This window comes from Alcaligenes endophyticus (genome assembly GCF_026344035.1).
GTDB lineage: Bacteria > Pseudomonadota > Gammaproteobacteria > Burkholderiales > Burkholderiaceae_B > Alcaligenes > Alcaligenes endophyticus.
In genome coordinates, this window is record NZ_JAPKND010000006.1 from 147487 (window position 1) to 169519 (window position 22033).

Sequence of the window (22033 nt, forward strand, 5' to 3'; positions counted from 1 at the left end):
GTGTTTCATGCGATCATAAAGCGGCCATACTGCCTTGCAGTGTAACGCTTACCCCCCCTGCACATCCACTAAAGTTTTACACCTTATTTATGTCCGATACTTTAGACAGTATTATCCACGTACACCAGCTCAGCAAAACCTATGCCTCGGGTTTCCAAGCCTTACAGCCCATAGATTTGAGCATACAACGGGGCGAGATTTTTGCCTTGTTGGGGCCTAACGGAGCAGGAAAAACCACCTTAATCAGCATTGTTTGTGGTTTGGTCAACCCCAGCACGGGTTCGGTTGCTATCGACGGCCATGACATTATTAAGCAGTATCGCCAAGCGCGTAGCAAAATTGGCCTAGTTCCTCAAGAACTCAGCTCAGACTCCTTTGAAACCGTTTGGAATAGCGTTAACTTTAGCCGTGGGCTTTTTGGCAAGAAACCAAATCCAGCCTTGATCGAAAGCATCCTTAAAGACCTTTCCCTATGGGACAAAAAAGATCAGCCACAAATTGCACTTTCAGGCGGCATGAAGCGACGCGTGCTCATTGCTAAAGCCTTATCCCATGAACCTGAAATTCTCTTTCTAGACGAACCTACTGCAGGGGTGGACGTCACACTACGACAAGGTATGTGGGCTTTAGTGCATAAGCTGCGTACCCAAGGGGTCACCATCATCTTGACGACCCACTACATAGAAGAAGCAGAAGAAATGGCGGACCGCATCGGCATTATTAACCGTGGTCAACTACAGTTGGTAGAAACCAAGCAGGCTTTAATGCAACGCTTGGGAGGCAAAACACTGGTGCTCAGCTTAGCGCAGCCCCTCAGTGCCCTGCCCAGCAACCTGCAAGCGCATGGCTGGCAACTCAAGCAGGGTCAAGATAAAGGCGGCTCAGAGCTCCACTATCAGTTTCAAGATCAGTCGTTAGGCTTAGATCAACTGCTCAGCGCGGTCCATGCTGCTCAGTTGCAAATCGCCGACATTCAAACACGGCAGCGCTCTTTAGAAAATATTTTTGTTGAATTGACGGGTGAACAAGTATGAACTGGTATGCCTTAAACGCCATTTATAGCTATGAAATGGCCCGCACGCGGCGCACCTTGCTACAAAGTATTGTTGCCCCTGTGATTTCTACTGCGCTGTATTTCATTGTATTCGGTGCTGCGATCGGCAATCGCATCAATGAAATTGAAGGCATTGCTTACGGAGCCTTTATTGTTCCGGGGCTGACTATGCTTTCAGTGCTGACCCACAGTGTTTCCAACGCCGCGTTCGGTATTTATTTTCCTCGCTTTACACGCAACATTTACGAAATATTATCAGCGCCAGTGTCCCCTCTGGAAATCACCTTAGCCTTTGTTGGGGCGGCCGCCACTAAGTCTTTACTATTAGCTGCCATTATTTTAATCACTGCACAGTTTTTTGTACCGTTTCACATCGATCACCCTATTTGGATGCTCACCTTTTTAGTTATAACAGCTTTTACCTTTAGCTTGCTAGGCTTCATCATTGGCATTTGGGCGGACAACTTTGAGAAACTGCAATTTGTTCCCATGCTTATTATTACCCCCCTTACCTTTTTGGGCGGCAGTTTTTACTCCATCGACATGCTGCCCACTTTTTGGCAAAAGCTTAGCTTAATCAACCCGGTGCTGTATTTAGTCAGCGGTTTTCGCTGGAGTTTTTTCAGCCACGCCGATGTATCAGTGTGGCTAAGCCTAGGCATAACAGGACTATTTTTGCTGCTCTGCCTAGGCATAGTCCATGCCATCTTCAAAACAGGTTATCGACTCCGTCCCTAGGCTAAGCCACTACAGTGCCCGCCGCATCATGCATGACTGCGGGCCGTAGGCAAGCAAATGATCTGCTTGCTCGGCTTGTGCCTGCACCACAGAGTACCCCTGAGCCTGCCAGTAGTCTCGAGCTTGCCCCAGCGACACTAAACTGGACCAACGTAAGCCACAAGTTCGGGCAAATTGCACTCCATGGCGCAACAGCTGTTTCGACCAGCCTTTGCCTTGCGCGCTGGGCAGCAACGCACAATCATGAATAAACCACTGGTCAGCAGCTTCGGGCAAGGCTTGTAAGGCGTGCCCCAATGCCGGAGGGCTGTCCCCCTTCCAAGGGTAAGAGATTAAATACCCCTGTATGCGACCTTCTTGATCGCTGGCTTTCCAACAACTGCTTGGCGCCAACTGCAAACGATTGGCATAAAAACTGTATTCTTCATGCAAATCAGGACTATAAATTTTGCTTTGCACATCCACGATCTGATCTAAGTCTTCGGGCTGCAATAAGCTAATAGTGATATTCATACTTAAGAGGCTGGGCTAAACAAGGCAGACCAGCACACACATTAATCGCGGAAATTATCGTATTGTAAAGGTAGCTCTACGTCGGCTTGCTTGAGTAAAGCTATAGCGGCTTGGAGATCATCGCGTTTTTTACCCGTAATGCGCAACTTTTCCCCTTGAATTTGCGCTTCCACTTTAATCTTTGCCGCTTTAATCGCCGCGATTAATTTCTTGGAGGTGGGTTGGTCTAGACCTTGACGTACCGTCACTTTTTGTCGTGCACCCGCTACATTTTCCAAGGGTTTATCTACCTCTAGGCAACGTACATCAATATTGCGTGCAGCAAGACGAGCACGCAATATTTGCATCATCTGCTCTAGCTGAAACACACTAGGAGCCGACTGCTGAATCACAAAACCGTCCAGTTCAAACTGGGCACTCGTCCCCTTGAAGTCGAAACGGGTGGAAAGCTCACGGCTTGCTTGATCAACCGCATTGCGCAATTCGTGCGCATTCACTTCCGAAACCACATCAAACGAAGGCATATTTTTTATCCTGACAGAAAAAAGCCGCTTCATCACGTCGAAGCGGCCCGTTCAACATAAGGCTGTTTACACAGCAGACATTTGCGCCTTGGCTTGTTGGCGCAACGCAAATTTTTGAATTTTGCCCGTGGACGTTTTTGGCAGCTCCACAAAAGCAAAATGTTTGGGTATTTTAAAGCCTGCAAGGTATTGTCTGCAATGCTCTATCAATTGGGCCTCGGTCACTGTGGTCTCTGGCTTGAGCTCGATGAAAGCAAACGGGGTCTCGCCCCAGCGTTCATCGTTCACCGCAACCACTGCGGCCGCCTGCACCGAGGGATGTCGATACAAGACGTCTTCGAGCTCAATAGAGGAAATATTTTCTCCCCCGGAAATAATAATATCTTTGCTGCGATCCTTGATGCGGACATACCTGTCCGGCTCCATAACCGCCAAGTCTCCACTGTGAAACCATCCGCCCGCCAAGGCTTTTTCAGTTTCCTCAGGGTTCTTCAAATAACCTTTCATAACAATATTGCCCCGGAACATGATTTCGCCCATTACCTGAGCATCATGGGGTACGGGCCGCATCGTGGCTGGATCAACTACCGCTACCTCTCGCTGTAAATGATATCCCACCCCTTGGCGCGCATTTTTCTGTGCTCGCTGCTCTAGGCTTAGCTGCGCCCACTCTTGTTGGGGGGCACACACCGCTGCTGGGCCATATGTTTCGGTTAAACCATAGACATGCGTAAGGTTAAAACCTAGGTGCTCCATGCCTTCCAACATGGTAGCGGGTGGGGCAGCCCCCGCTACCATCGCGTTCACCCCGCGGGGTAAGCGGTCACGAAGTTCGGGTGGAGCATTCACCAAAGTGGAATGCACGATAGGCGCACCACAATAATGCGTAACGCCGTGATCCACAATAGCGTTGACCATACTGACTGCATCCACCCTACGTAAACAGACATTAACGCCCGCCCGCGCGGCAATGGCCCAAGGAAAGGTCCAGCCGTTGCAGTGAAACATGGGCAAAGTCCACATATACACCGCGTGCTTGGGCATGTCCCATTCTAACAAGTTAGAGATAGCCCCCAACGCAGCCCCACGGTGGTGATACACCACGCCCTTGGGCCGGCCTGTTGTACCACTGGTGTAATTCAAGGCGATAGCGTCCCACTCGTCCTCGGGAAGCTCCCAAGCAAAGTTGGCATCACCACCACTTAGAAACTCGTTGTAGGTTTGCGTACCAATTAACCGGCTTTCCCCCTTATAAAGCGGGTCAACCACGTCAATGACTAAGATTGGGGACGTAGACTCGCGCAGCGCCAAGGCCTCTTGCATCACCGCTGCAAACTCACCATCGACCAAGACTGCTTTGGCTTCGCCATGATCGAGCATATAGGCCAAGGTTGACGCATCTAAGCGCGTATTGAGGGTATTGAGCACAGCTCCCGTCATGGGTACCGCAAAGTGTACCTCTACCATTGCTGGGGTGTTCGGTAACATGACGGCAACTGTGTCGCCCTTACTAATGCCTTGTGTGGCCAAAGCACTTGCTAACTGGCGGCAACGTGAGTACAGCTCGCTCCATGTATAGCGTATATCGGTGTTAGCGTCGCCATGCACTACCGCTAAACGGTGCGGATACACCTGTGCAGCACGCTCTATAAAACTTAAGGGCGACAACGACGCATAATTGGCCGTAGTTTTGGGCAAATGTTGATCATATATCCCGGTCATGCAAGTCTCCTGAAGCTATCTATAAAATTTAACTGTCTTTACAAGGCGCCCTGCCCCCTTTTACGCCTATGCTTAACTTATACCTTGGCGCTGAGGCTGACAAGTCAGAATCATGACATTTCCAACCTTGCTCAACGTGCTTTGGTAGAATAAAAATCTATTACCGCTAACCGTCGCCACTACCATGAGCCCTCCACCATTACCCTTTTATTATGCTGTTCTTCTAGTTGCCGCCGGAGGGGCTACGGGGGCGGTAAGCCGCTGGCTACTCAGCCTAGGGCTTAACGCTTTATATCCTCCGTTGCCGCCTGGCACTTTAGTGGCTAACTACGTAGGCGCTTTCCTGATGGGCTTGGGGCTAGCCGCTTTTGGCCTGTTACAGCAAGTACACGAAGGGTGGCGTTTACTACTGTTTACGGGCTTTTTAGGCGGTTTAACGACGTTTTCTACTTTTTCAGCAGAAATTATGCATTTGATCCAAGCACAACGCTATGCTTGGGCATTGTTTGGCGTCGCTGCTCACGTTTGTGGTTCATTAGTCATGGTAGCCTTAGGCATACTCTGCGTGCAATTTTTCAAGCCATGAAACCTGCTACATCTTTAGTCTATATCATACAAGCGGCTGATCCTCCCGCCGAGCTGCAATCCCTGCATGGCAGCCAAGGAGACTGGTTTACTCACGCCCTATCCAATCTTCCTTGCACCGTACGCGTGCTACGCCCTCATGCTGGCGATGCCTTACCCAACACCGACGACCCTCACCCCGTCATTATTAGCGGCTCATGGGCCATGGTGACTGACCGCGCCCCATGGAGCGAAGCCTTAGCTCACTGGATACGCGAACGCTACCACAGCACAGCGCCTTTATTGGGCGTGTGTTATGGCCATCAACTCATGGCTGATGCGCTAGGTGGCGTAGTGGACTATCACCCCCAAGGGCGCGAGCTTGGCTGCCTTAATGTGTGGCAACTGGCTCAGCCCTTACTAGACCACGAGGCTATGCTTCTGGGGACATTAACGCATCAATTTCCTGCCCTGTTAACGCATGAGCAAAGTGTATTAACGCCCCCTTCATGTGCCCGCGTACTCATGCGTAGTGACCACGACCCGCACCAAATGCTCAGCTATCGGGCCGGCTTTTATTCGGTGCAGTTTCATCCCGAGTTCACCGTTTCCCTGTTACGCGCCACCATACAACGTCGGGCTGAACAGTTAATCGCTGAAGGCTACAAGCTAGACGACTTACTACACCCACTGCAAGACACCCAACAAGCACGCCAACTTTTGATCAATTTCGTTCAAACCTATAGCCCAGCATTACTGGACGCCGCTGCGCGTAAGAACTCGCCGGGAGTTTCCCCCATGAGTTCTCTGAATGACGCCACAAAGGCAGACATACTGTCATAACCGCAGGCCAAGGCCACATCGGTGACTCTTTCTTGCCGCTCTAGCAGGGGCAAGGCGCTCATAATACGTAAACGTTGACGCCATGCCCGAAAGCTCAAGCCAGTCTCTTGCCTAAATAAACGCGTCAAGGTTTTCTCCGACACATCATAACGGGCAGCAAAGTCATAGAGACGGGTTTGCGAGCCTGGCTCGGATTGCAAGCTACTACATAAGGCCTGCAATCGCTCATCGCGCGGCCAAGGTAGAATCAAGCCGCTATCGGGTGCCGCCGCGAGCTCATCCAACAACACCGCCACTAAACGGCTCTCAGGCCCATGCTCGCCATACAACACGGGTAAAGCACTAAAGCTACGAATAAGCTCGCGCAACAATGAGTTCACCGCCACCACTTTGCATTCGGCGGGGGCGTTTTTGAGTACGCTGGGCTCAATATATAAGCTGCGTATCAACGCATCGGGCGAACACCGTACACCATGCTCTATAGTGGCTGGAACCCAGACGGCTTGTTGCGGCGGCGCCATAAACCTACCATCTCGTGTGCGTACTTCAATCACCCCTTGCAAGGCATAAGAAAACTGCACCCAAGGGTGTCGATGAGGGCGAGCGATAGCTTGATTCGGCAAGGCTCGCTCTTGCCCGTAGACAGGGCGCGGTAAATGACGCAAGTGGCCCAACACATCAGGAATTCTATCTTGCGACGGCAAGCTGTCCGTTTGGCGACAATCCATAACTTATTATCGATAAACCATCATAAAGTTTTACAGTACAGTGTTGACTCATTTATTGCAACGCGAGTATTTTTCATGTGGTCCAAATTCAGGCTGGTTTTTGATAACTTCTCACTGATATTGATAGCGGTGGTACTGACCGCCACTTTCCTACCTGCGCATGGCACGGGAGCCGTCTATTTTGGCTGGATTACCGATCTGGCTATCGCTCTGCTCTTTTTTCTGCACGGCGCCAAGCTGTCTCGTGAGGCCATCATTGCTGGCGCCATGCATTGGCGTTTGCATGCGTTAGTGTTTGCCTGCACCTTTATTATGTTCCCGATTTTGGGTTTGATCTCTAAGCCTTTGCTGTTGCCTTTATTAGGGATGCCACTATTTATCGGGTTTTTATACCTCTGCGCCCTGCCTGGTACGGTGCAATCTGCTATCGCCTTTACCTCTATCGCACGTGGCAATATTCCTGCCGCTGTGTGCAGCGCCTCGGCCTCTAGCCTGATTGGTATTGTTCTGACCCCTGTCTTACTTAAGCTGTTACTGGATGCTGATGCCAGTGACGCCAGCAACACGATGCAAGCGGTCAAAAAGATTAGTGTGCAGCTACTATTGCCTTTTTTGGTCGGTCACCTTATGCGTCCGCTCATTGGGAAGTGGATAGACCGCAACCGCTCGTGGCTCAAAAACGTGGATCAAAGTTCCATTTTGCTCGTGGTGTACACCGCCTTTAGTGAATCCGTCATTGGTGGCTTATGGAGCGCTGTCCCTCCGCAAGCGTTGCTCGTTCTTACCGTGGTGTGCTGTTTAATGCTAGCCCTGGTACTTTTTCTCACCACTTGGCTGGCTCGTCGCTTTCACTTTAACCGCGAAGATGAAATTGCCATTGTTTTTTGTGGCTCTAAAAAGAGCTTGGCGACTGGTGTACCCATGGCACAAGTTCTGTTTGGTGCGGCGGCGATTGGACCGGCTTTATTACCTATTATGATTTTTCATCAGATTCAGTTAATGGCCTGCTCCTTCATGGCCAACCGTTATGCTTTACAAGTGCTTGGCCATAAGGATGGGCAAGTTAGCAAAGCATAAGCGCTTAACGTTCCCTGTATTGACTCGGCCTGTCGTTGAACCACGACAGGCCGAGTGCTTTCTAGGGTTTGCGTAAACGTTCTAAATAGGCTCTCAAACTAGGTAAGGACAGCTCACCTGCACGTAAGTCGATGACGTTGCCCGAGGCATCGATAAACACTGTTGTGGGTAAACCTGCGCTGCCCACGCTGGCTAGCGCCTGCTGTTGAGGATCCAAGTACACATGCTCAAGCGATAAACCTTCCTGCTTTAAGAAGTCATTAGCGATCTGCGCGCTTTCACCTTGGTTAAGAAATATAAAAGTGATGTCGGGATTCATCGCTTGTGCTTGCTCAAAAGCCGGCATCTCTCGTCGACACGGGCCACACCAACTCGCCCATAGGTTAAGCACCACAGGCTTGCCCGTAAAGTCGGCCAAAGATCTATTACTATCTACTGGCTCTAAAGCCTGCAAAGTTAGGTGGGGCAGAGCTTTCCCACGCACTGTATCACCTGAGCCCAACAGCAGGTGTAGCACAGCAGCCACCAATAGACCGCTTACCACCGCAGCGGGCAACGCGGGCCATAAACGACGATTCTTATACCAGCGAAATAGGTAATACAACCCTGCTACAACAAGCGCTGCGGCTATATTGATATCCCCATCACGCAAATCAAGGGCTGCCGTCCAGGCCCCTTGATACAAACTAAGGTGACTAACTACATACGCTAGCCTACCGGCAATTACCCCCCAGAGCACACCCCAAAAAACGGTATTTTCAGCCCCGCTTTTATGCTTACGATCAAGAACGGCTGCCACGATATTCGCCGTGATAAACCCAAGCACGGCCAGCAAAAGCCCCGTAGCAAACATAAACGGCCCTATCTGTACACTACTCATTACTTATCTCGCCTGCGTCACGACACGCATAAATTCTTGCATTTTGTTCGCATTCTTTATACCGGGCGCATCCTCCACCCCGCTACTCACATCTATTGCATAAGGCCGCCACCGCTGTATGCGCTCGGTCACGTTTTCAACCCGCATGCCCCCTGCCACGATACAAACGGGTAAACGACGCGCTTGCTGGGCTTGTATAGCCTGCATTTGATCTAAGATAAGCGGATCAAATGCTGTACCACTGCCGCCATATGCGGGCGTATAGGCATCTAATAACAGGCCTTGGCTAGACTGATACTGCTGCGCTTGTGCGAGCAAATTAGACCCTGTTTCCAAACCAGGCGCCCCTACTCGTAGAGCCTTCAGGTAGGGGTGCTTAAATGAATCACAATACTGTGCCGGCTCATCACCATGAAACTGTAATAAATCAGGACGAACATGCTCGATCACGGCTTGTACTTCTGCGGGAGCAGCGTTCACAAACAAGCATACTGTGCTCACAAAGGCGGGGATCTGCGCGCGTAGGGTTTGTGCTTGCTCGATACTGACACAACGGGCACTGTGAGGATAAAACACTAAGCCTATAGCATCCACCCCCACGGCCACGGCGGCCTCGATATCTTGCTCACGTGTAAACCCACACACCTTTACCCTAGTACGCACTGCAGTTCTCCTAAAATAAAAAAGGCGGCTACTAAAGCCGCCTGTTAAGCATAACGCGATTACTGGAAGGCCGCACCTGCATCCATGCCGCCAAACGCCTCATCGCTTCCATATACGTTATCTGATCCGAACTGCACCTCGGACTCATCCATAACCTGTGCCCCATGCTTATAGTGGGTCACCATGCCTGGATACACCATTACTAACGCCACCATACACAATTGAATGACGATAAAGGGCACCGAGCCCCAGTAAATATCGCCCGTAGACACCTTTCTGATACGCTGCCCCGTCACCACATCCGTGTAATCTTGTTTGGGCGCCACCGAGCGCAAGAAAAACAAAGCAAAACCAAATGGCGGGTGCATAAAGGAGGTTTGCATATTGACCGCTAGCAATACACCAAACCAAATCAGATCTATGCCCATTTTGTCGGCGATAGGCCCCAATAACGGCACAATAATAAAGGCTAGCTCAAAGAAATCCAAGAAGAATGCCAACACAAAGGTGAGCACACTGACCACAATCAGAAAGCCCCATTCGCCTCCCGGAAGATCTAACAGTAGACTTTCGACCCATAAGTCGCCATTAATACCGCGAAAACTTAGGCTAAATACGGTGGAGCCGACCAAAATAAACACAACAAAGCAGGACAGTCTGGTGGTGGAATCCATAGCCTGGCGCAATAAGCTCATGGTGAGGCGACCGCGTGCTACCGCCATCAGTATCGCCCCTACCGCCCCCATTGCCCCACCTTCGGTTGGTGTAGCGAGCCCAATAAAAATGGTGCCAAGAACCAAGAAGATCAGAAACAAAGGCGGAATCATCACAAACACCACCCGCTCCGCAATGCGTGACAATAAGTTCAGCTTACAAACCTTGTTCACGCCTGCTATTACCCAGGCGGTGGCCCCCCAGAGCAATAGCAACACCACCACATGCTCATCCACAGGAACATTCGGATGCGTGGCAAAGTAATGCGCAGAGCCAAAATAAGCCACGGCTGAGGCAAGCACCGTCAACACCAATAACGACCTCAAACCACGGCTGCCATCGGGCTCTACATAGACACGCGCTTCGGGAGGCAGCGCAGGCGCCGAATTAGGCTTGATAAAGGACACCACCACGATATAGGCAATATAGACACTCGTGAGTAACAAACCGGGGAGCATCGCGCCACGGTACATATCGCCAATGGAACGCCCCAACTGATCGGCCAAAATGATCAGTACGATAGAAGGCGGAATAATTTGCGATAAGGTTCCAGAGGCCGCAATCACCCCACTGGCTAGGCGCCTATCATACCCATAGCGCAGCATAATAGGCAGTGAAATCAAGCCCATAGAAATGACCGAAGCGGATACCACACCTGTGGTGGCCGCCAACATAGCGCCAACCAGCACCACTGCAATGGCTAAACCACCGCGTAATGGACCAAACAATTGCCCAATGGTGTCAAGCAAGTCCTCCGCCATACCAGAGCGTTCAAGTATCAGCCCCATTAAGGTAAAAAACGGCACCGCCAATAAGGTGTCGTTTTCCACGATACCAAATACACGCTGCGGCAAAGCCTGAAACAAGGCGGGCTGCATCATGCCTAATTCTATGGCCAGCAAGCCGTACAAAATACCTATGGCGGCCAAGGTAAAGGCTACTGGAAACCCTAAAAGTAAAAACACGATCAAGTTAAAAAACATGACCGGCGCGAGATTATCGTGCAAGAATTCCATGCTTAACTACCTTTTTGCTCAGTGTGGACGCTCTGATTACCCGCTTGCGCCAATTGCGCAATTTCCTCAGCCAGTTTTTCTTCGACTTCTTGGCGAGTGCGGCCTTGCAAAGGATTGGGGCCCTTGCCCAGTAAAAAGGCAACGCATTTAATCAGATGTGAAACACCTGCTAAAGAAAGTAATAAAAAGCCTATAGGAATTAATAGCTTAACTGGCCAACGAATTAAACCCCCAGTATTTGAGGAAAGCTCTTGAAGCTCGTAAGACAGGGTGAAGTACGGAATGGACAACCAAAATATTAACAAGCTGGCTGGCAATAAGAAAAACACCACTCCTATTACTTCAATCCAAAGCTGAACTTTCACCGGAAAGCGCTCCGCCAACACGTCCACCCGCACATGTTCGTTCAACAAAAAGGTATAGCCCGCTGCCAGCAAGAAAATGGCGCCAAATAAGTACCATTGCAGCTCTAGCCAAGCATTAGAACTAATACCGAAGCTCTTGCGAATAATGGCATTAATAGCGCTGACCAGTACCACTAACAAGGTTAGCCACGTAACTGACTTACCCACTACTGTATTTAAGCGATCGATCAATCGCGCTACATTTAATAAAATATACATGGCCTTTGCTCTGTATAAAATCTTCAAATAGGTGACTTTTTGGGTCTAAGCAACCGTGCTTTCGTTGAATCAACAATTGGGATGCGATAAGGAATCACATTCTATACGATGCCTTGCTCGCCCGTCATACTCGTAAGCACGGATTTACCCTTGTATTACTCAAAACGATGGCCGCACAAATGCTCTAAGTGTGCCAAAGTGGTAGTGACAGGTAGATTAAAGACCGGATCGTAATTAACGCCTGCCAAATATAGGCCAGCCGCATCAAACGTGGGTGCAGCTAAACTGCGCTGCTTTTGCTCCAGTACGTCGGCCACCCACTGCACCGGCTGACGCCCTTGGCCTACATACAATAAGGTCCCCATCAGATTACGTATCATGTGATGTAAAAAAGCATTCGCACTGAACTGAAACAGAAAAAAATCGCCGCGCTGCTGAATATCCAAACGGTGCAAATGCCTAACGGGACTGGCCGCCTGACATTGCGCCGCACGAAACGCACTAAAATCATGCTCACCTTGCAAAATCAACGCTGCTTCTTGCATAGGGGCCAAAGCTAAGGGACGAAATACCCACCCTACTCGGCCATGCAATAAAGGGCTGCGCACGCGCGCGCCACGCACAACATAGACATAATGCCGCATACGCGCTGAAAAACGGGCATGAAAGTCGTCCGCGACAGGCTGCGCCCATTGCACCGCAATACTAGCCGGCAGCAAAGCGTTTAGGCCTCTTACCCACGACTCATTGCTTCGATGCGCGGTCGTATCCAAATGCACGACTTGTTCTAAGGCATGCACTCCAGTGTCGGTGCGGCCTGCGCAAATAGTACTCACTGGTCCAGCCGTAAACTGTGTCAGGGCGGCTTCAAGCGTATCTTGAACGGTATTTCGACAAGGCTGACTTTGCCAGCCACGCCAAGGCTGGCCATCGTAACTCAGGCCTAAGGCAATTCGGTGCATCGCAATTAGGGCCGTGGCGTGGGTTCGTCCGAAGGTGGCTGATCCAGATCAAGATTAATCTGCTCAAGCTTTTCCCGTACCATCGCTTCGCTGACGGGCGCTGGCGTGTCGTCCAATTCGCGACTGGCGGCATTGGCACGACGTAAAACCCAGGCGATGACAATAATAATTAATGCCAGTAAAACGCCCATCACCGCTAGCATATGCTCTTGAATCCAAGACACCTTAGATACTGCCTTTTTATTTTCAGTGTTTGTTGATGAAGGCAACTGAGTAGACGCTGAGGTAGACGCCGCCTGAGCCTGTCCAGGCTTCGCTGACGCAGGCCCAGAAGACTTAAGCACTGCCAAAGGTGAGTCACCATCGGTAGGAATACCTAAGATCTCCGCGCCTTCAACCAGTAGATTTGTTGCCGCACTACCCTGCGACTGCAGGGCACGGTTAAGATTATGCACGCTTTCTTCTAACTGCGATATACGTTCACCCGTATCGCGTAAATCATGTTGCTGTTGCGTACGCTTATTTTGTTGGTTTTCAGTATCGGTTTGGCTAAGCTGCAAGCGGCTTTGCACCATCGCAGCGGTCTCACTTTCTGGCGTGCCCGACTGTACTGCTCCGCTCGTGCTTGACCCAGAAGGGTCGGCTTTTTTAAGCGTCCCACTTTGGGCCAGAAAGTATTCATACGCCGCTTGTGCATTAAGGCCTTTCATGCGTTCTGCATCAGGTATCGTTAGCGTGACACCTTGCTTTAACTGATGCATATTACCGCGCACGAAAGCACCTGGATTAGCCTGATGCACGGCCTGCAACCACTGATAAACACTCACCCCAGCAGGCACGCGTCCCCGGGCCAAAGACCATAAAGAGTCCCCTGCTTTGACCTGCAAAGAGGAAATATTTTGTGCTGATGAACTGCGTGTTTCTGGGCTCGCTGCCGTCAACTGGGCCACAGGGCGACGCGATTGCATCACACTTACATGACGCAACTCCTGCCCCTGAGCGGTTTCAACACTAAGTAGAATGTCAGCGTAAGGGCCCTCGAAAGGCTGGCTAGAGGTAAGCTGCACCCCACTTATCGCCCCCTCTGAAGTACGTTGCACGTGCAGCTGCAACTGTTCTAAAGGAACCGGAGGCTGTATGCCTGCCGCCTGCCATTGAGGCGCAGACGCTAAAGTAATACGCCAATTAGCACTATCTTGAGCGTCTGACTGACGGATGGGTATCCGCAGAGCCAGCGCCTGTCCGGGCGCCGACTCAATGCGGCTGTGCCCAAGCTGTAACGCCTGGGCAGGCAAACAAGTACCGAACAGCAGTACACCTGACAACAACACATGTATTTTGAAAGGCTGGCAACGGTTCGGTTTACGCATAATTAGAGTTCGCCCAAAACAATGCGTAGCATGCGGCGCAATGGCTCTGCCGCTCCCCACAGCAATTGATCGCCAACGGTGAACGCGCTGATGTACTCGGGCCCCATCGCCAGTTTACGTATGCGTCCAACCGGAATATCCAAAGTGCCTGTCACGGCAACCGGAGTGAGTTGCTGCATGGTGGCGTTACGCTCGTTCGGTACTACTTTAGCCCACTGCGAACCCTGCGCAATGATGTCCTCAATTTCGTTCAAAGGCACATCTTTAGTCAATTTGATCGTCAAGGCTTGGCTATGACTACGCATAGCACCAATACGCACACATAAGCCATCAATTGGGATCTGTGCGTCCTGCGCACTGCGCCCCAAAATTTTATTGGTTTCGGCACCACCTTTCCATTCTTCACGTGACATGCCGTTACCCAAATCAGAGTCGATCCAGGGAATTAAATTGCCGCCCAGTGGCACACCAAAGTGCTGCTGAGGCAAGGATGGGGCTTTTTGGGCTGCCAATACACCGCGGTCAATCTCCAAAATGGCTGCCGCCGGATCTGCTAACAAAGGCGCCACTGCCTCATTTAACAATCCAAACTGAGTCAGCAGTTCGCGCATGTGTTGCGCGCCACCACCGGATGCAGCTTGGTACGTCATGCTGGTCATCCAGTCGACCAGATTATGGGTGAACAAACCGCCCAAGCCGATCAACATGCAGCTAACGGTACAGTTTCCCCCAATAAACTGTTTACCGCCTTTCGCTAGAGCGGCATCAATTACATTGCGGTTCACTGGGTCAAGCACAATGACGGAGTCTTCATGCATGCGCAGTGTGCTGGCGGCATCAATCCAAATGCCGTCCCAGCCTGCTGCACGCAACGTTGGGTAGACCTGGGATGTGTAATCTCCACCTTGAGCGGTCACAATAATGGGCAGCTTTTTTAAGGCGTCTATATCGTGAGCGTCCTGCAAAGGGCCCGCGCCGTCTGCCCACTCGGGAGCAGCGCCGCCAGCATTGCTGGTCGAAAAAAACACTGGCTGAAAAAGCGAAAAATCACCTTCGTCGCGCATACGCTGCATGAGCACAGAGCCCACCATGCCGCGCCAGCCAACCAAACCTACCGCTTGAGTCATGTTTGTTCTACCTGATATGTACTAAAAAATTAAAAAAACCTTATCACAAGGCTGCTAACACGGCATCGCCCATTTCACGAGTTCCCACCAAAGTAGTGCCCGCCTCATGGATGTCACCCGTGCGCAAACCTTGCTCTAGCACTTTGGCAACGGCCGCCTCGATACGCGCCGCCTGTGCTTCTTCATTTAAAGAATAACGCAAGAGCATGGCCGCTGACAAAATAGTCGCTAAGGGATTAGCCTTATTTTGACCTGCTATGTCGGGTGCGGATCCATGGCTAGGCTCGTACAAGCCCTGTTTTGACGCATTGAGCGAAGCAGAAGGTAGCATACCGATAGAACCGGTGAGCATGGCTGCTTCATCAGACAAAATATCACCAAATAAATTACCTGTAACTATTACATCAAATTCTTTGGGTGCGCGCACTAATTGCATGGCTGCATTATCCACATACATGTGTGTTAATGCTACATCTGGGTATTCGGCGGCTACTTCAATGACGATATCGCGCCAAAATTGAGACGTTTCCAAAACGTTAGCTTTATCTACACTGCACAAACGTTTTTGACGCTTTTGCGCTGCCTGAAAAGCGACGTGTGCAATACGGCGCACTTCGCTGGCCGCATAATGCATGGTGTCAAAGCCTTGTTGCTCGCCTTTAAAGGGGCCATCCTCCACTTGGCGTACGCCACGTGGCTGACCAAAGTAAATATCCCCGGTCAGTTCGCGCACGATCAAGATGTCTAAACCAGACACCACCTCGGGCTTCAGTGTCGACGCATTGGCCAATTGGGGGTACAAAATAGCTGGGCGCAAATTGGCAAACAAACCCATGGCTTTACGCAAACCCAAAATAGCTTGCTCAGGACGCAAATGACGCTCTAGGGAGTCGTATTTCCAATCGCCCACTGCACCAAACAGCACGGCGTCAGACTCTTGAGCCAGCTTGAGTGTTTCGGGTGGCAATGGATGCCCTGAAGCGTCATACGCTGCCCCCCCAACCGCTGCCGTAGTCATTTCGAGGTCTAAGCCTAAGGCTGCTAATACACGCTGCGCCTGTTCGGTAATCTCGTGCCCAATGCCATCACCGGGCAATACTGCAATTTTGTAAGTCATGTTAAATACTCAGTAAAAATTCGATTAGGCTTGTGGGCCACCCACTAACCATGGATGACGTGCTAAACGCTCTGCCTCGTAGGCACGAATCTGGTCCGCTTTTTGCAAGGTCAGGCCAATATCGTCCAAGCCGTTGTACAAGCAATGTTTACGGAACGGTTCAATATCAAAATGCAGCTCGCGCCCCTCGGGAGTGATCACTTTTTGTTCTGCCAGATCAATGCGCAATTGGTACGAGGGGAATGCCTTGACCTCATCGAACAGACGAGCGACATCGAGCTCATTTAACACGATGGGTAACAGGCCGTTTTTAAAGCTGTTATTAAAGAAAATATCCGCAAAAGACGGGGCAATAATGGCGCGAAAACCGTACTGCACCAAGGCCCACGGCGCGTGCTCGCGGCTAGACCCACAGCCAAAGTTTTTGCGTGCCAACAATATTGAAGCCCCCTGATATCGCGCTTGATTCAGGACAAAATCCGGATTCAACGGCCGTTTACTGTTATCCATACCGGGTTCGCCGTGGTCCAGATAACGCAATTCGTCGAACAAATTTGGGCCAAAGCCTGTACGTTTAATGGATTTTAAAAACTGTTTTGGAATAATCAGATCGGTGTCTACGTTTTCACGATCCAAGGGGGCTACCAAGCCCTGGTGTGTAGTAAAAGCTTGCATAGTACCCTCCTTAGTTAAAACGACGCACGTCGACAAAATGGCCAGCAATCGCTGCGGCAGCAGCCATGGCGGGGCTGACCAAATGAGTACGACCACCCATACCCTGACGGCCTTCAAAGTTACGGTTAGAGGTGGAAGCGCAACGCTCACCGGGCTCTAAACGGTCGGCATTCATGGCCAAGCACATAGAACAACCGGGTTCACGCCACTCGAAACCGGCATCCAGAAACACCTTATCCAACCCTTCTTGCTCAGCCTGCAGTTTCACTAAGCCGGAGCCAGGCACAATCATGGCTTGTTTTACATTGCTGGCGACTTTACGTCCTTTGGCAACCACAGCTGCCGCACGCAAGTCCTCAATGCGGGCGTTGGTACAGGAACCAATAAATACGCGGTCAATGCGAATATCGACTAACGGGGTGTTAGGCTCCAGCCCCATGTATTGAAGCGCACGCTCCATGCCGCTGCGTTTAACGTCGTCTTTTTCTTTTTCTGGGTCTGGTACGCGACTATCGATAGGTAAAACCATTTCAGGCGAAGTTCCCCAGGTTAACTGAGGTGTGATTTGACTCGCATCAATGTTAATGACCTTATCAAACTGCGCTCCCTCGTCAGAATGCAAGGTTTTCCAGTACTCCACAGCCTGATCCCACAATGCTCCTTTAGGCGCATAAGGGCGACCTCGCATGTACTCGATAGTTTTATCGTCTACCGCGACCATCCCAGAGCGCGCACCTGCCTCAATCGCCATATTACACACCGTCATGCGGCCTTCCATGCTAAGGTCGCGAATCGCAGAACCAGCAAACTCAATGGCGTAGCCCGTACCACCCGCTGTACCAATTTGGCCAATTACATACAAGATCAAATCTTTACCGGTGCACCCAAAGGGCAATTTACCTTCTATGCGTATCAGCATACTTTTGGCTTTCTTCATCAGCAATGTCTGAGTTGCCAAAACGTGCTCGACTTCGGAGGTACCAATACCAAAAGCTAGAGCACCTACTGCTCCATGCGTGCTGGTGTGCGAGTCACCGCACACCACAGTCATACCAGGCAAGGTCGCCCCTTGTTCGGGCCCCACAATATGCACAATGCCTTGACGCAAATCATTCATACGGAATTCTGTAATACCGTATTTTTCGCAGTTAGCGTCCAGCGTGTCTACCTGCAAACGGGAAATAGGGTCACTAATGCCTTCGGCTCTTGAGGTGGTCGGCACGTTATGATCAGCCACAGCTAAGTTAGCGCTAACACGCCAAGGTTTGCGTCCTGCAATTTCCAAACCTTCAAACGCTTGAGGGCTGGTGACCTCGTGCAACAAATGTCTATCTATGTACAGCAAACAGGTGCCGTCGGTTTCCTGATGCACGACATGGGCATCAAACAGCTTGTCGTATAAGGTCTTGGCCATGGTTGAACTCACTGAAAAAATGGGAATAAAAAAGCTTAACCCTGCTATGGATTGAATTATGCCATTAGCGGATAGCGCAACAAGACCATTGAGTATCCTAGTATTAGCACTACCACCCTAATAGGATACCAAACCTGTTTTTTCAGCAAACGCCCGCACGCCAGCATGGATCCCCGTACCCATAGAAGAGAAATACCCACTTATTTGTGGCTGTGCCTAACCAGAGCCACTCCCCTTATGCCTTAGGAGCCGCCTGGTATAAAGGCATGACTCGTTCAGTAATAGTACGTAATTCGTTGATACGGCTTGTCGACGAGGGGTGGGTGGACATGAACTCAGGCTGTTGCTGGCCTTTTTCTACCGCTGCCATTTTTTCCCACAAGGTGATTGCCGCACGCGGATCGTAACCAGCGCGGGCCGCCAGTTCAACCCCGATCAGGTCCGCTTCGGTTTCATGTTGACGGCTATTAGGCAAGGTAAACATTACCTCACTTAGGCGGCCACCCAAGTCTTGCACTCCAGGCTGTCCCAGCACCGCCGACAACACCGACAGACCCACCGAAGTAGCCATTTGTTGTGACACTTGTTCGCGCGAGTGCTCGCGCAAGGCATGCGCCATTTCATGGCCAATAATCGCCGCCAACTCGGCATCCGTTAAGTTTAACTGTTTGATTAAACCACTATAAACCGCCATTTTCCCGCCGGGCATGCACCATGCGTTCAGTTCATTGGACGAGATCACGTGAACCTCCCAATTCCACGCCCTTGCATCGGGCCGAAACACATCCACATGTCGAATCAAACGGTTGGCAATGTTTTTAACTCGGTTCGTTTGCGCAGCGTCTTTATCTAACGCGCCTTGAGACCGAGCTTGGCTTAATACTTGAGTATAGTTTTGTTGGGCCGCTTGATTGAGTTCAGTCTCGGAGACCAAACCTGACATCCATTGTTTACGATCAACACCCACCGTCCCACTGGAAGTCGTATTCACCGCTGCACAAGCGGCTAGCACGGCCACTACTAAACCTGTGCACGTCCATTTCGTTACTCGTGTATAGCTCAACATAAACTTACCCCCGTTTTGCTTACCTCGTTAAGCCGCATTGCGCACGCTGACGCAAAGCATGATCCATCAAAACAATTGCTAGTAACGCCTCTGCAATAGGCGTCGCACGTATGCCGACACAAGGGTCATGACGCCCCAAGGTCTGCACCTCAATCGCTTCGCCCGAGCGAGTAATAGAGGGACGCATAGTACGAATACTAGAAGTGGGCTTAATCGCTAAGGACACGGTGACATCTTGCCCTGATGATATTCCCCCTAGCACACCGCCCGCATGGTTAGAGCCGAAGCCATCGGCATAAATCGCATCGCCGTGCTCGGAGCCTTTTTGGGTAATACTCTCAAAGCCTGCCCCAATAGAAACACCCTTGACGGCGTTTAAACCCATCATGGCATGGGCAATATCTGCATCTAATCTATCGTAGAGCGGCTCACCCAAACCGGCTGGTACATTTTCTGCCACGACCTCGATACGAGCGCCGATAGAGTCCCCTTCTTTACGCAGTTCATCCATATAGGCTTCAAGCTCGGGCACGATACCCGGATTGGGGGCATAAAACGGATTGTCCGCTACGCTATCCCACGTTTGAAACGGAATACGGATAGGGCCTAATTGGCTCATGTAGCCGCGTATCAGCACACCGTACTGCTCACGCAACCACTTTTTGGCAATTGCACCTGCCGCGACGGTAGGTGCTGTTAACCGAGCGGAGGAGCGTCCGCCCCCACGAGGGTCGCGATTCTCAAATTTTTTCCAGTACGTATAATCGGCATGTCCAGGACGAAACGTGTCTAACAAGTTGCCGTAATCTTTACTGCGCGCATCGGTATTGCGGATTAACAGGCTTATTGGCGTGCCTGTCGTACGTCCTTCATATAGGCCAGACAAAATTTCCACTTCATCCGGTTCACGGCGTTGGGTCACATGCCTAGATGTGCCGGGGCGCCGTCTGTCTAACTCAAACTGTATGTCTTCTGCACTAAGCTCCAGACCCGGAGGACAACCATCAATCACCGCACCAATTGCGGGCCCATGCGACTCACCGTAATTGGTTACGCAAAACAACTTGCCTAGAGTATTGCCGGACATATATGTATGTAGAAAAAAAACAATAAGGAAACCAAGATTATGGCATTGTTCAGGCCCAGCGCCCAGTTGCCATTACGAAGAGCAACTTAACGACAAGCCTTGAGCCCACGAGGGCGGCGCTGCTGCATACGCCTCAAAACCTGGCACTTCAGTATAAGGAGCCCGCAGTAACCGTAAAAGTGTGTCGATTTCCGCGGGATCGTCTTGTTTAGCCGCTTGAATCGCCTGCTCTGCCAAATAATTACGCAATACATAAAGCGGATTAACGGCATTCATATTTTCACGACGGATATGGGGATCTATAGCCTGCTCGGTCAAACGATGTTTATAGCTTGCCAACCAATTTTCTGCTTGTTCCGCTTGTGCAAACAAGGCTAGGAAATCATCTTCTTGTTCGGGTGCAGTGGCCAGCGCCCGGAAAGCCAAGGTAAAATCCGCCTGGCCGTGGTGCAATAACCGCCACCAGTCATCTAATAATTGCGCGTCACCGTCTTGCCATTGATTAAAACCGAACTTAGCCTGTGCGTTAGCATAATAACGGTGCAAAAAATGGGTCTCAAAATCTTGCAACACCGCTTTCAAACCTTCCGAATTCAGGTCTAATCCCATTAATGCGCTGGCTAATCGGTATAAATTCCAATGCGCAATGGACGGCTGTGTATTCCACGCGTAACGTCCGTGTGTATCGCTATGGTTACACACATGGTTCACCTGAAACGTGTCCATAAAACCATAGGGGCCGTAATCAATAGTTAGCCCTAGAATCGACATATTGTCAGTGTTCATGACGCCATGACAAAACCCTACGGTTTGCCAATCAGCCACCATGTATGCAGTGCGTTGACTGACTTGAGCAAGCAAGCGTTCTGCCACCTGCTGCGTATCGCCAACGGAAATACCGTGCCGACACTCGGGGTAGAACTGATCCACCACATAATCAAGCAAACGCTTCAACACATCAGGCTGAGTAGACCAATGCTCAAACGTGCCAAAACGTATGAAGCTAGGGGCTACGCGCGTCACAATGGCTGCCGTCTCCACTGTTTCCCGGTACACAGGGGTATCGGATGTTACCAGCGCCAAGGCACGCGAGGTGGCTATGCCTAAACCGTGCATGGCTTCACTGGCCAGATACTCACGCACGCTAGAACGTAGTACCGCACGACCGTCTCCCATGCGGGAATAAGGCGTTTTACCCGAGCCTTTCAGTTGTAACTCCTGCGGTCCTTGCGGGGTGTTAATCTGCCCCAGCAAATGGGCACGGCCATCTCCTAGCTGTCCCGCCCAAACACCAAATTGATGACCGCTGTATACCGCAGCCACCGTTTCACTATTGGGCATCGGGCTTTGCCCTGATACGACTGCCAGAAACTCAGGTGCTGCTAGCGTGTCGGGCGATAAACCTAGTTCAGTTGCCAGATCAGTATTCACATCAAGCAAACGCGCATTACTTAACGGTTGACATGGCACGCGAGTAGAGAACTCGGGCCCCAAATTAGCAAAATCCTGTGCAATATCTACTTCTGCAAATGCTCTTGACACTGCCACCCCCATAA

22 protein-coding genes are annotated in these 22033 nt (G+C 50.8%); 5 read left to right on the plus strand and 17 right to left on the minus strand.

Features of this window, described 5'->3' with window-relative positions; genetic code table 11:
* Positions 1-89: 89 nt before the first annotated feature.
* Together OSH01_RS11885 and OSH01_RS11890 are read left to right on the plus strand one after the other, a co-directional pair.
* Positions 90-1034: an ABC transporter ATP-binding protein gene (locus tag OSH01_RS11885; protein WP_266124327.1), complete on the plus strand. Its 945-nt coding sequence runs from the start codon at positions 90-92 to the stop codon at positions 1032-1034.
* Complete coding sequence (locus OSH01_RS11890; RefSeq protein ID WP_266124328.1) at positions 1031-1792, plus strand: ABC transporter permease; 762 nt, start codon at positions 1031-1033, stop codon at positions 1790-1792. The genes OSH01_RS11885 and OSH01_RS11890 overlap by 4 nt, the downstream gene beginning before the upstream one ends.
* Positions 1793-1801: 9 nt before the next feature.
* Here OSH01_RS11890 and OSH01_RS11895 read toward each other — a convergent pair whose 3' ends face one another.
* The 3 genes from OSH01_RS11895 to OSH01_RS11905 form a co-directional block, all read right to left on the minus strand.
* Positions 1802-2305, minus strand: a complete 504-nt coding sequence (locus OSH01_RS11895) for a GNAT family N-acetyltransferase (RefSeq protein ID WP_266124329.1) — start codon at positions 2303-2305, stop codon at positions 1802-1804.
* A 41-nt stretch (positions 2306-2346) separates the two neighbouring features.
* Complete coding sequence (locus OSH01_RS11900; RefSeq protein WP_266124330.1) at positions 2347-2829, minus strand: YajQ family cyclic di-GMP-binding protein; 483 nt, start codon at positions 2827-2829, stop codon at positions 2347-2349.
* Between the two features lie 66 nt (positions 2830-2895).
* Entirely contained in the window at positions 2896-4551 is a 1656-nt protein-coding gene (locus tag OSH01_RS11905; protein WP_266124331.1) for an acyl-CoA synthetase, read from the minus strand.
* Positions 4552-4735: 184 nt separating this feature from the next.
* Here OSH01_RS11905 and crcB point away from each other — a divergent pair, with 184 nt between their 5' ends.
* Both crcB and OSH01_RS11915 read left to right on the plus strand, forming a co-directional pair.
* Positions 4736-5137 (plus strand): fluoride efflux transporter CrcB, encoded by a 402-nt coding sequence (gene crcB / locus OSH01_RS11910; protein WP_266124332.1) that lies wholly within the window; start codon positions 4736-4738, stop codon positions 5135-5137.
* Positions 5134-5958: a glutamine amidotransferase gene (locus OSH01_RS11915; protein WP_266124333.1), complete on the plus strand. Its 825-nt coding sequence runs from the start codon at positions 5134-5136 to the stop codon at positions 5956-5958. The genes crcB and OSH01_RS11915 overlap by 4 nt, the downstream gene beginning before the upstream one ends.
* Here the strand turns inward: OSH01_RS11915 and OSH01_RS11920 are convergent.
* Positions 5856-6686, minus strand: a complete 831-nt coding sequence (locus OSH01_RS11920) for an AraC family transcriptional regulator (RefSeq protein ID WP_266124334.1) — start codon at positions 6684-6686, stop codon at positions 5856-5858. The genes OSH01_RS11915 and OSH01_RS11920 overlap by 103 nt on opposite strands.
* Positions 6687-6761: 75 nt before the next feature.
* On the opposite strand from OSH01_RS11920, the gene OSH01_RS11925 reads away from it, so the two are divergent.
* A complete protein-coding gene (locus OSH01_RS11925; protein WP_266124335.1) occupies positions 6762-7763 on the plus strand; it encodes a bile acid:sodium symporter family protein in 1002 nt (333 codons plus the stop codon).
* A 61-nt stretch (positions 7764-7824) separates the two neighbouring features.
* Here the strand turns inward: OSH01_RS11925 and OSH01_RS11930 are convergent, their stop codons facing one another.
* The 13 genes from OSH01_RS11930 to OSH01_RS11990 form a co-directional block, all read right to left on the minus strand.
* Positions 7825-8643, minus strand: coding sequence for a TlpA family protein disulfide reductase (locus OSH01_RS11930; RefSeq protein WP_266124336.1), 819 nt, complete (start codon positions 8641-8643; stop codon positions 7825-7827).
* Positions 8644-8646: 3 nt separating this feature from the next.
* On the minus strand, positions 8647-9306 hold the full coding sequence (locus tag OSH01_RS11935; RefSeq protein WP_266124337.1) for a phosphoribosylanthranilate isomerase: 660 nt from the start codon (positions 9304-9306) through the stop codon (positions 8647-8649).
* 59 nt (positions 9307-9365) lie between these two features.
* Positions 9366-11036, minus strand: a complete 1671-nt coding sequence (locus OSH01_RS11940) for a TRAP transporter large permease (protein WP_266124338.1) — start codon at positions 11034-11036, stop codon at positions 9366-9368.
* A gap of 2 nt (positions 11037-11038) precedes the next feature.
* Positions 11039-11659: a TRAP transporter small permease subunit gene (locus tag OSH01_RS11945; RefSeq protein ID WP_266124339.1), complete on the minus strand. Its 621-nt coding sequence runs from the start codon at positions 11657-11659 to the stop codon at positions 11039-11041.
* Between the two features lie 155 nt (positions 11660-11814).
* Positions 11815-12621, minus strand: a complete 807-nt coding sequence (gene truA / locus OSH01_RS11950) for a tRNA pseudouridine(38-40) synthase TruA (RefSeq protein ID WP_266124340.1) — start codon at positions 12619-12621, stop codon at positions 11815-11817.
* A gap of 5 nt (positions 12622-12626) precedes the next feature.
* Entirely contained in the window at positions 12627-13991 is a 1365-nt protein-coding gene (locus OSH01_RS11955; protein WP_266124341.1) for a type IV pilus assembly protein FimV, read from the minus strand.
* Positions 13992-13993: 2 nt separating this feature from the next.
* Entirely contained in the window at positions 13994-15118 is a 1125-nt protein-coding gene (gene asd, locus OSH01_RS11960) for an aspartate-semialdehyde dehydrogenase (RefSeq protein WP_266124342.1), read from the minus strand.
* A 43-nt stretch (positions 15119-15161) separates the two neighbouring features.
* Positions 15162-16235, minus strand: coding sequence for a 3-isopropylmalate dehydrogenase (gene leuB, locus OSH01_RS11965; protein WP_266124343.1), 1074 nt, complete (start codon positions 16233-16235; stop codon positions 15162-15164).
* A gap of 24 nt (positions 16236-16259) precedes the next feature.
* Positions 16260-16910, minus strand: coding sequence for a 3-isopropylmalate dehydratase small subunit (leuD, locus tag OSH01_RS11970; RefSeq protein WP_266124344.1), 651 nt, complete (start codon positions 16908-16910; stop codon positions 16260-16262).
* 10 nt (positions 16911-16920) lie between these two features.
* A complete protein-coding gene (gene leuC, locus OSH01_RS11975) occupies positions 16921-18324 on the minus strand; it encodes a 3-isopropylmalate dehydratase large subunit (protein ID WP_266124345.1) in 1404 nt (467 codons plus the stop codon).
* Between the two features lie 235 nt (positions 18325-18559).
* Entirely contained in the window at positions 18560-19390 is an 831-nt protein-coding gene (locus tag OSH01_RS11980) for a M48 family metallopeptidase (RefSeq protein WP_266124346.1), read from the minus strand.
* 19 nt (positions 19391-19409) lie between these two features.
* Positions 19410-20477: a chorismate synthase gene (gene aroC, locus OSH01_RS11985; protein ID WP_266124347.1), complete on the minus strand. Its 1068-nt coding sequence runs from the start codon at positions 20475-20477 to the stop codon at positions 19410-19412.
* Between the two features lie 72 nt (positions 20478-20549).
* Entirely contained in the window at positions 20550-22019 is a 1470-nt protein-coding gene (locus OSH01_RS11990; protein ID WP_266124348.1) for a protein adenylyltransferase SelO, read from the minus strand.
* Between the last annotated feature and the right edge of the window lie 14 nt (positions 22020-22033).

What these genes read in the sequence shown, in the direction of transcription:
- OSH01_RS11955 (WP_266124341.1), bottom strand. Translation starts at nt 13,991, where the DNA reads ATGCGTAAACCGAACCGTTGCCAGCCTTTCAAAATACATGTGTTGTTG.
- crcB (WP_266124332.1), top strand. Translation starts at nt 4,736, where the DNA reads ATGAGCCCTCCACCATTACCCTTTTATTATGCTGTTCTTCTAGTTGCC.
- OSH01_RS11895 (WP_266124329.1), bottom strand. Translation starts at nt 2,305, where the DNA reads ATGAATATCACTATTAGCTTATTGCAGCCCGAAGACTTAGATCAGATC.
- aroC (WP_266124347.1), bottom strand. Translation starts at nt 20,477, where the DNA reads ATGTCCGGCAATACTCTAGGCAAGTTGTTTTGCGTAACCAATTACGGT.
- truA (WP_266124340.1), bottom strand. Translation starts at nt 12,621, where the DNA reads ATGCACCGAATTGCCTTAGGCCTGAGTTACGATGGCCAGCCTTGGCGT.
- OSH01_RS11915 (WP_266124333.1), top strand. Translation starts at nt 5,134, where the DNA reads ATGAAACCTGCTACATCTTTAGTCTATATCATACAAGCGGCTGATCCT.
- OSH01_RS11930 (WP_266124336.1), bottom strand. Translation starts at nt 8,643, where the DNA reads ATGAGTAGTGTACAGATAGGGCCGTTTATGTTTGCTACGGGGCTTTTG.
- OSH01_RS11945 (WP_266124339.1), bottom strand. Translation starts at nt 11,659, where the DNA reads ATGTATATTTTATTAAATGTAGCGCGATTGATCGATCGCTTAAATACA.
- leuB (WP_266124343.1), bottom strand. Translation starts at nt 16,235, where the DNA reads ATGACTTACAAAATTGCAGTATTGCCCGGTGATGGCATTGGGCACGAG.
- OSH01_RS11980 (WP_266124346.1), bottom strand. Translation starts at nt 19,390, where the DNA reads ATGTTGAGCTATACACGAGTAACGAAATGGACGTGCACAGGTTTAGTA.
- OSH01_RS11900 (WP_266124330.1), bottom strand. Translation starts at nt 2,829, where the DNA reads ATGCCTTCGTTTGATGTGGTTTCGGAAGTGAATGCGCACGAATTGCGC.
- OSH01_RS11885 (WP_266124327.1), top strand. Translation starts at nt 90, where the DNA reads ATGTCCGATACTTTAGACAGTATTATCCACGTACACCAGCTCAGCAAA.
- leuD (WP_266124344.1), bottom strand. Translation starts at nt 16,910, where the DNA reads ATGCAAGCTTTTACTACACACCAGGGCTTGGTAGCCCCCTTGGATCGT.
- OSH01_RS11925 (WP_266124335.1), top strand. Translation starts at nt 6,762, where the DNA reads ATGTGGTCCAAATTCAGGCTGGTTTTTGATAACTTCTCACTGATATTG.
- asd (WP_266124342.1), bottom strand. Translation starts at nt 15,118, where the DNA reads ATGACTCAAGCGGTAGGTTTGGTTGGCTGGCGCGGCATGGTGGGCTCT.
- OSH01_RS11905 (WP_266124331.1), bottom strand. Translation starts at nt 4,551, where the DNA reads ATGACCGGGATATATGATCAACATTTGCCCAAAACTACGGCCAATTAT.
- leuC (WP_266124345.1), bottom strand. Translation starts at nt 18,324, where the DNA reads ATGGCCAAGACCTTATACGACAAGCTGTTTGATGCCCATGTCGTGCAT.
- OSH01_RS11920 (WP_266124334.1), bottom strand. Translation starts at nt 6,686, where the DNA reads ATGGATTGTCGCCAAACGGACAGCTTGCCGTCGCAAGATAGAATTCCT.
- OSH01_RS11890 (WP_266124328.1), top strand. Translation starts at nt 1,031, where the DNA reads ATGAACTGGTATGCCTTAAACGCCATTTATAGCTATGAAATGGCCCGC.
- OSH01_RS11940 (WP_266124338.1), bottom strand. Translation starts at nt 11,036, where the DNA reads ATGGAATTCTTGCACGATAATCTCGCGCCGGTCATGTTTTTTAACTTG.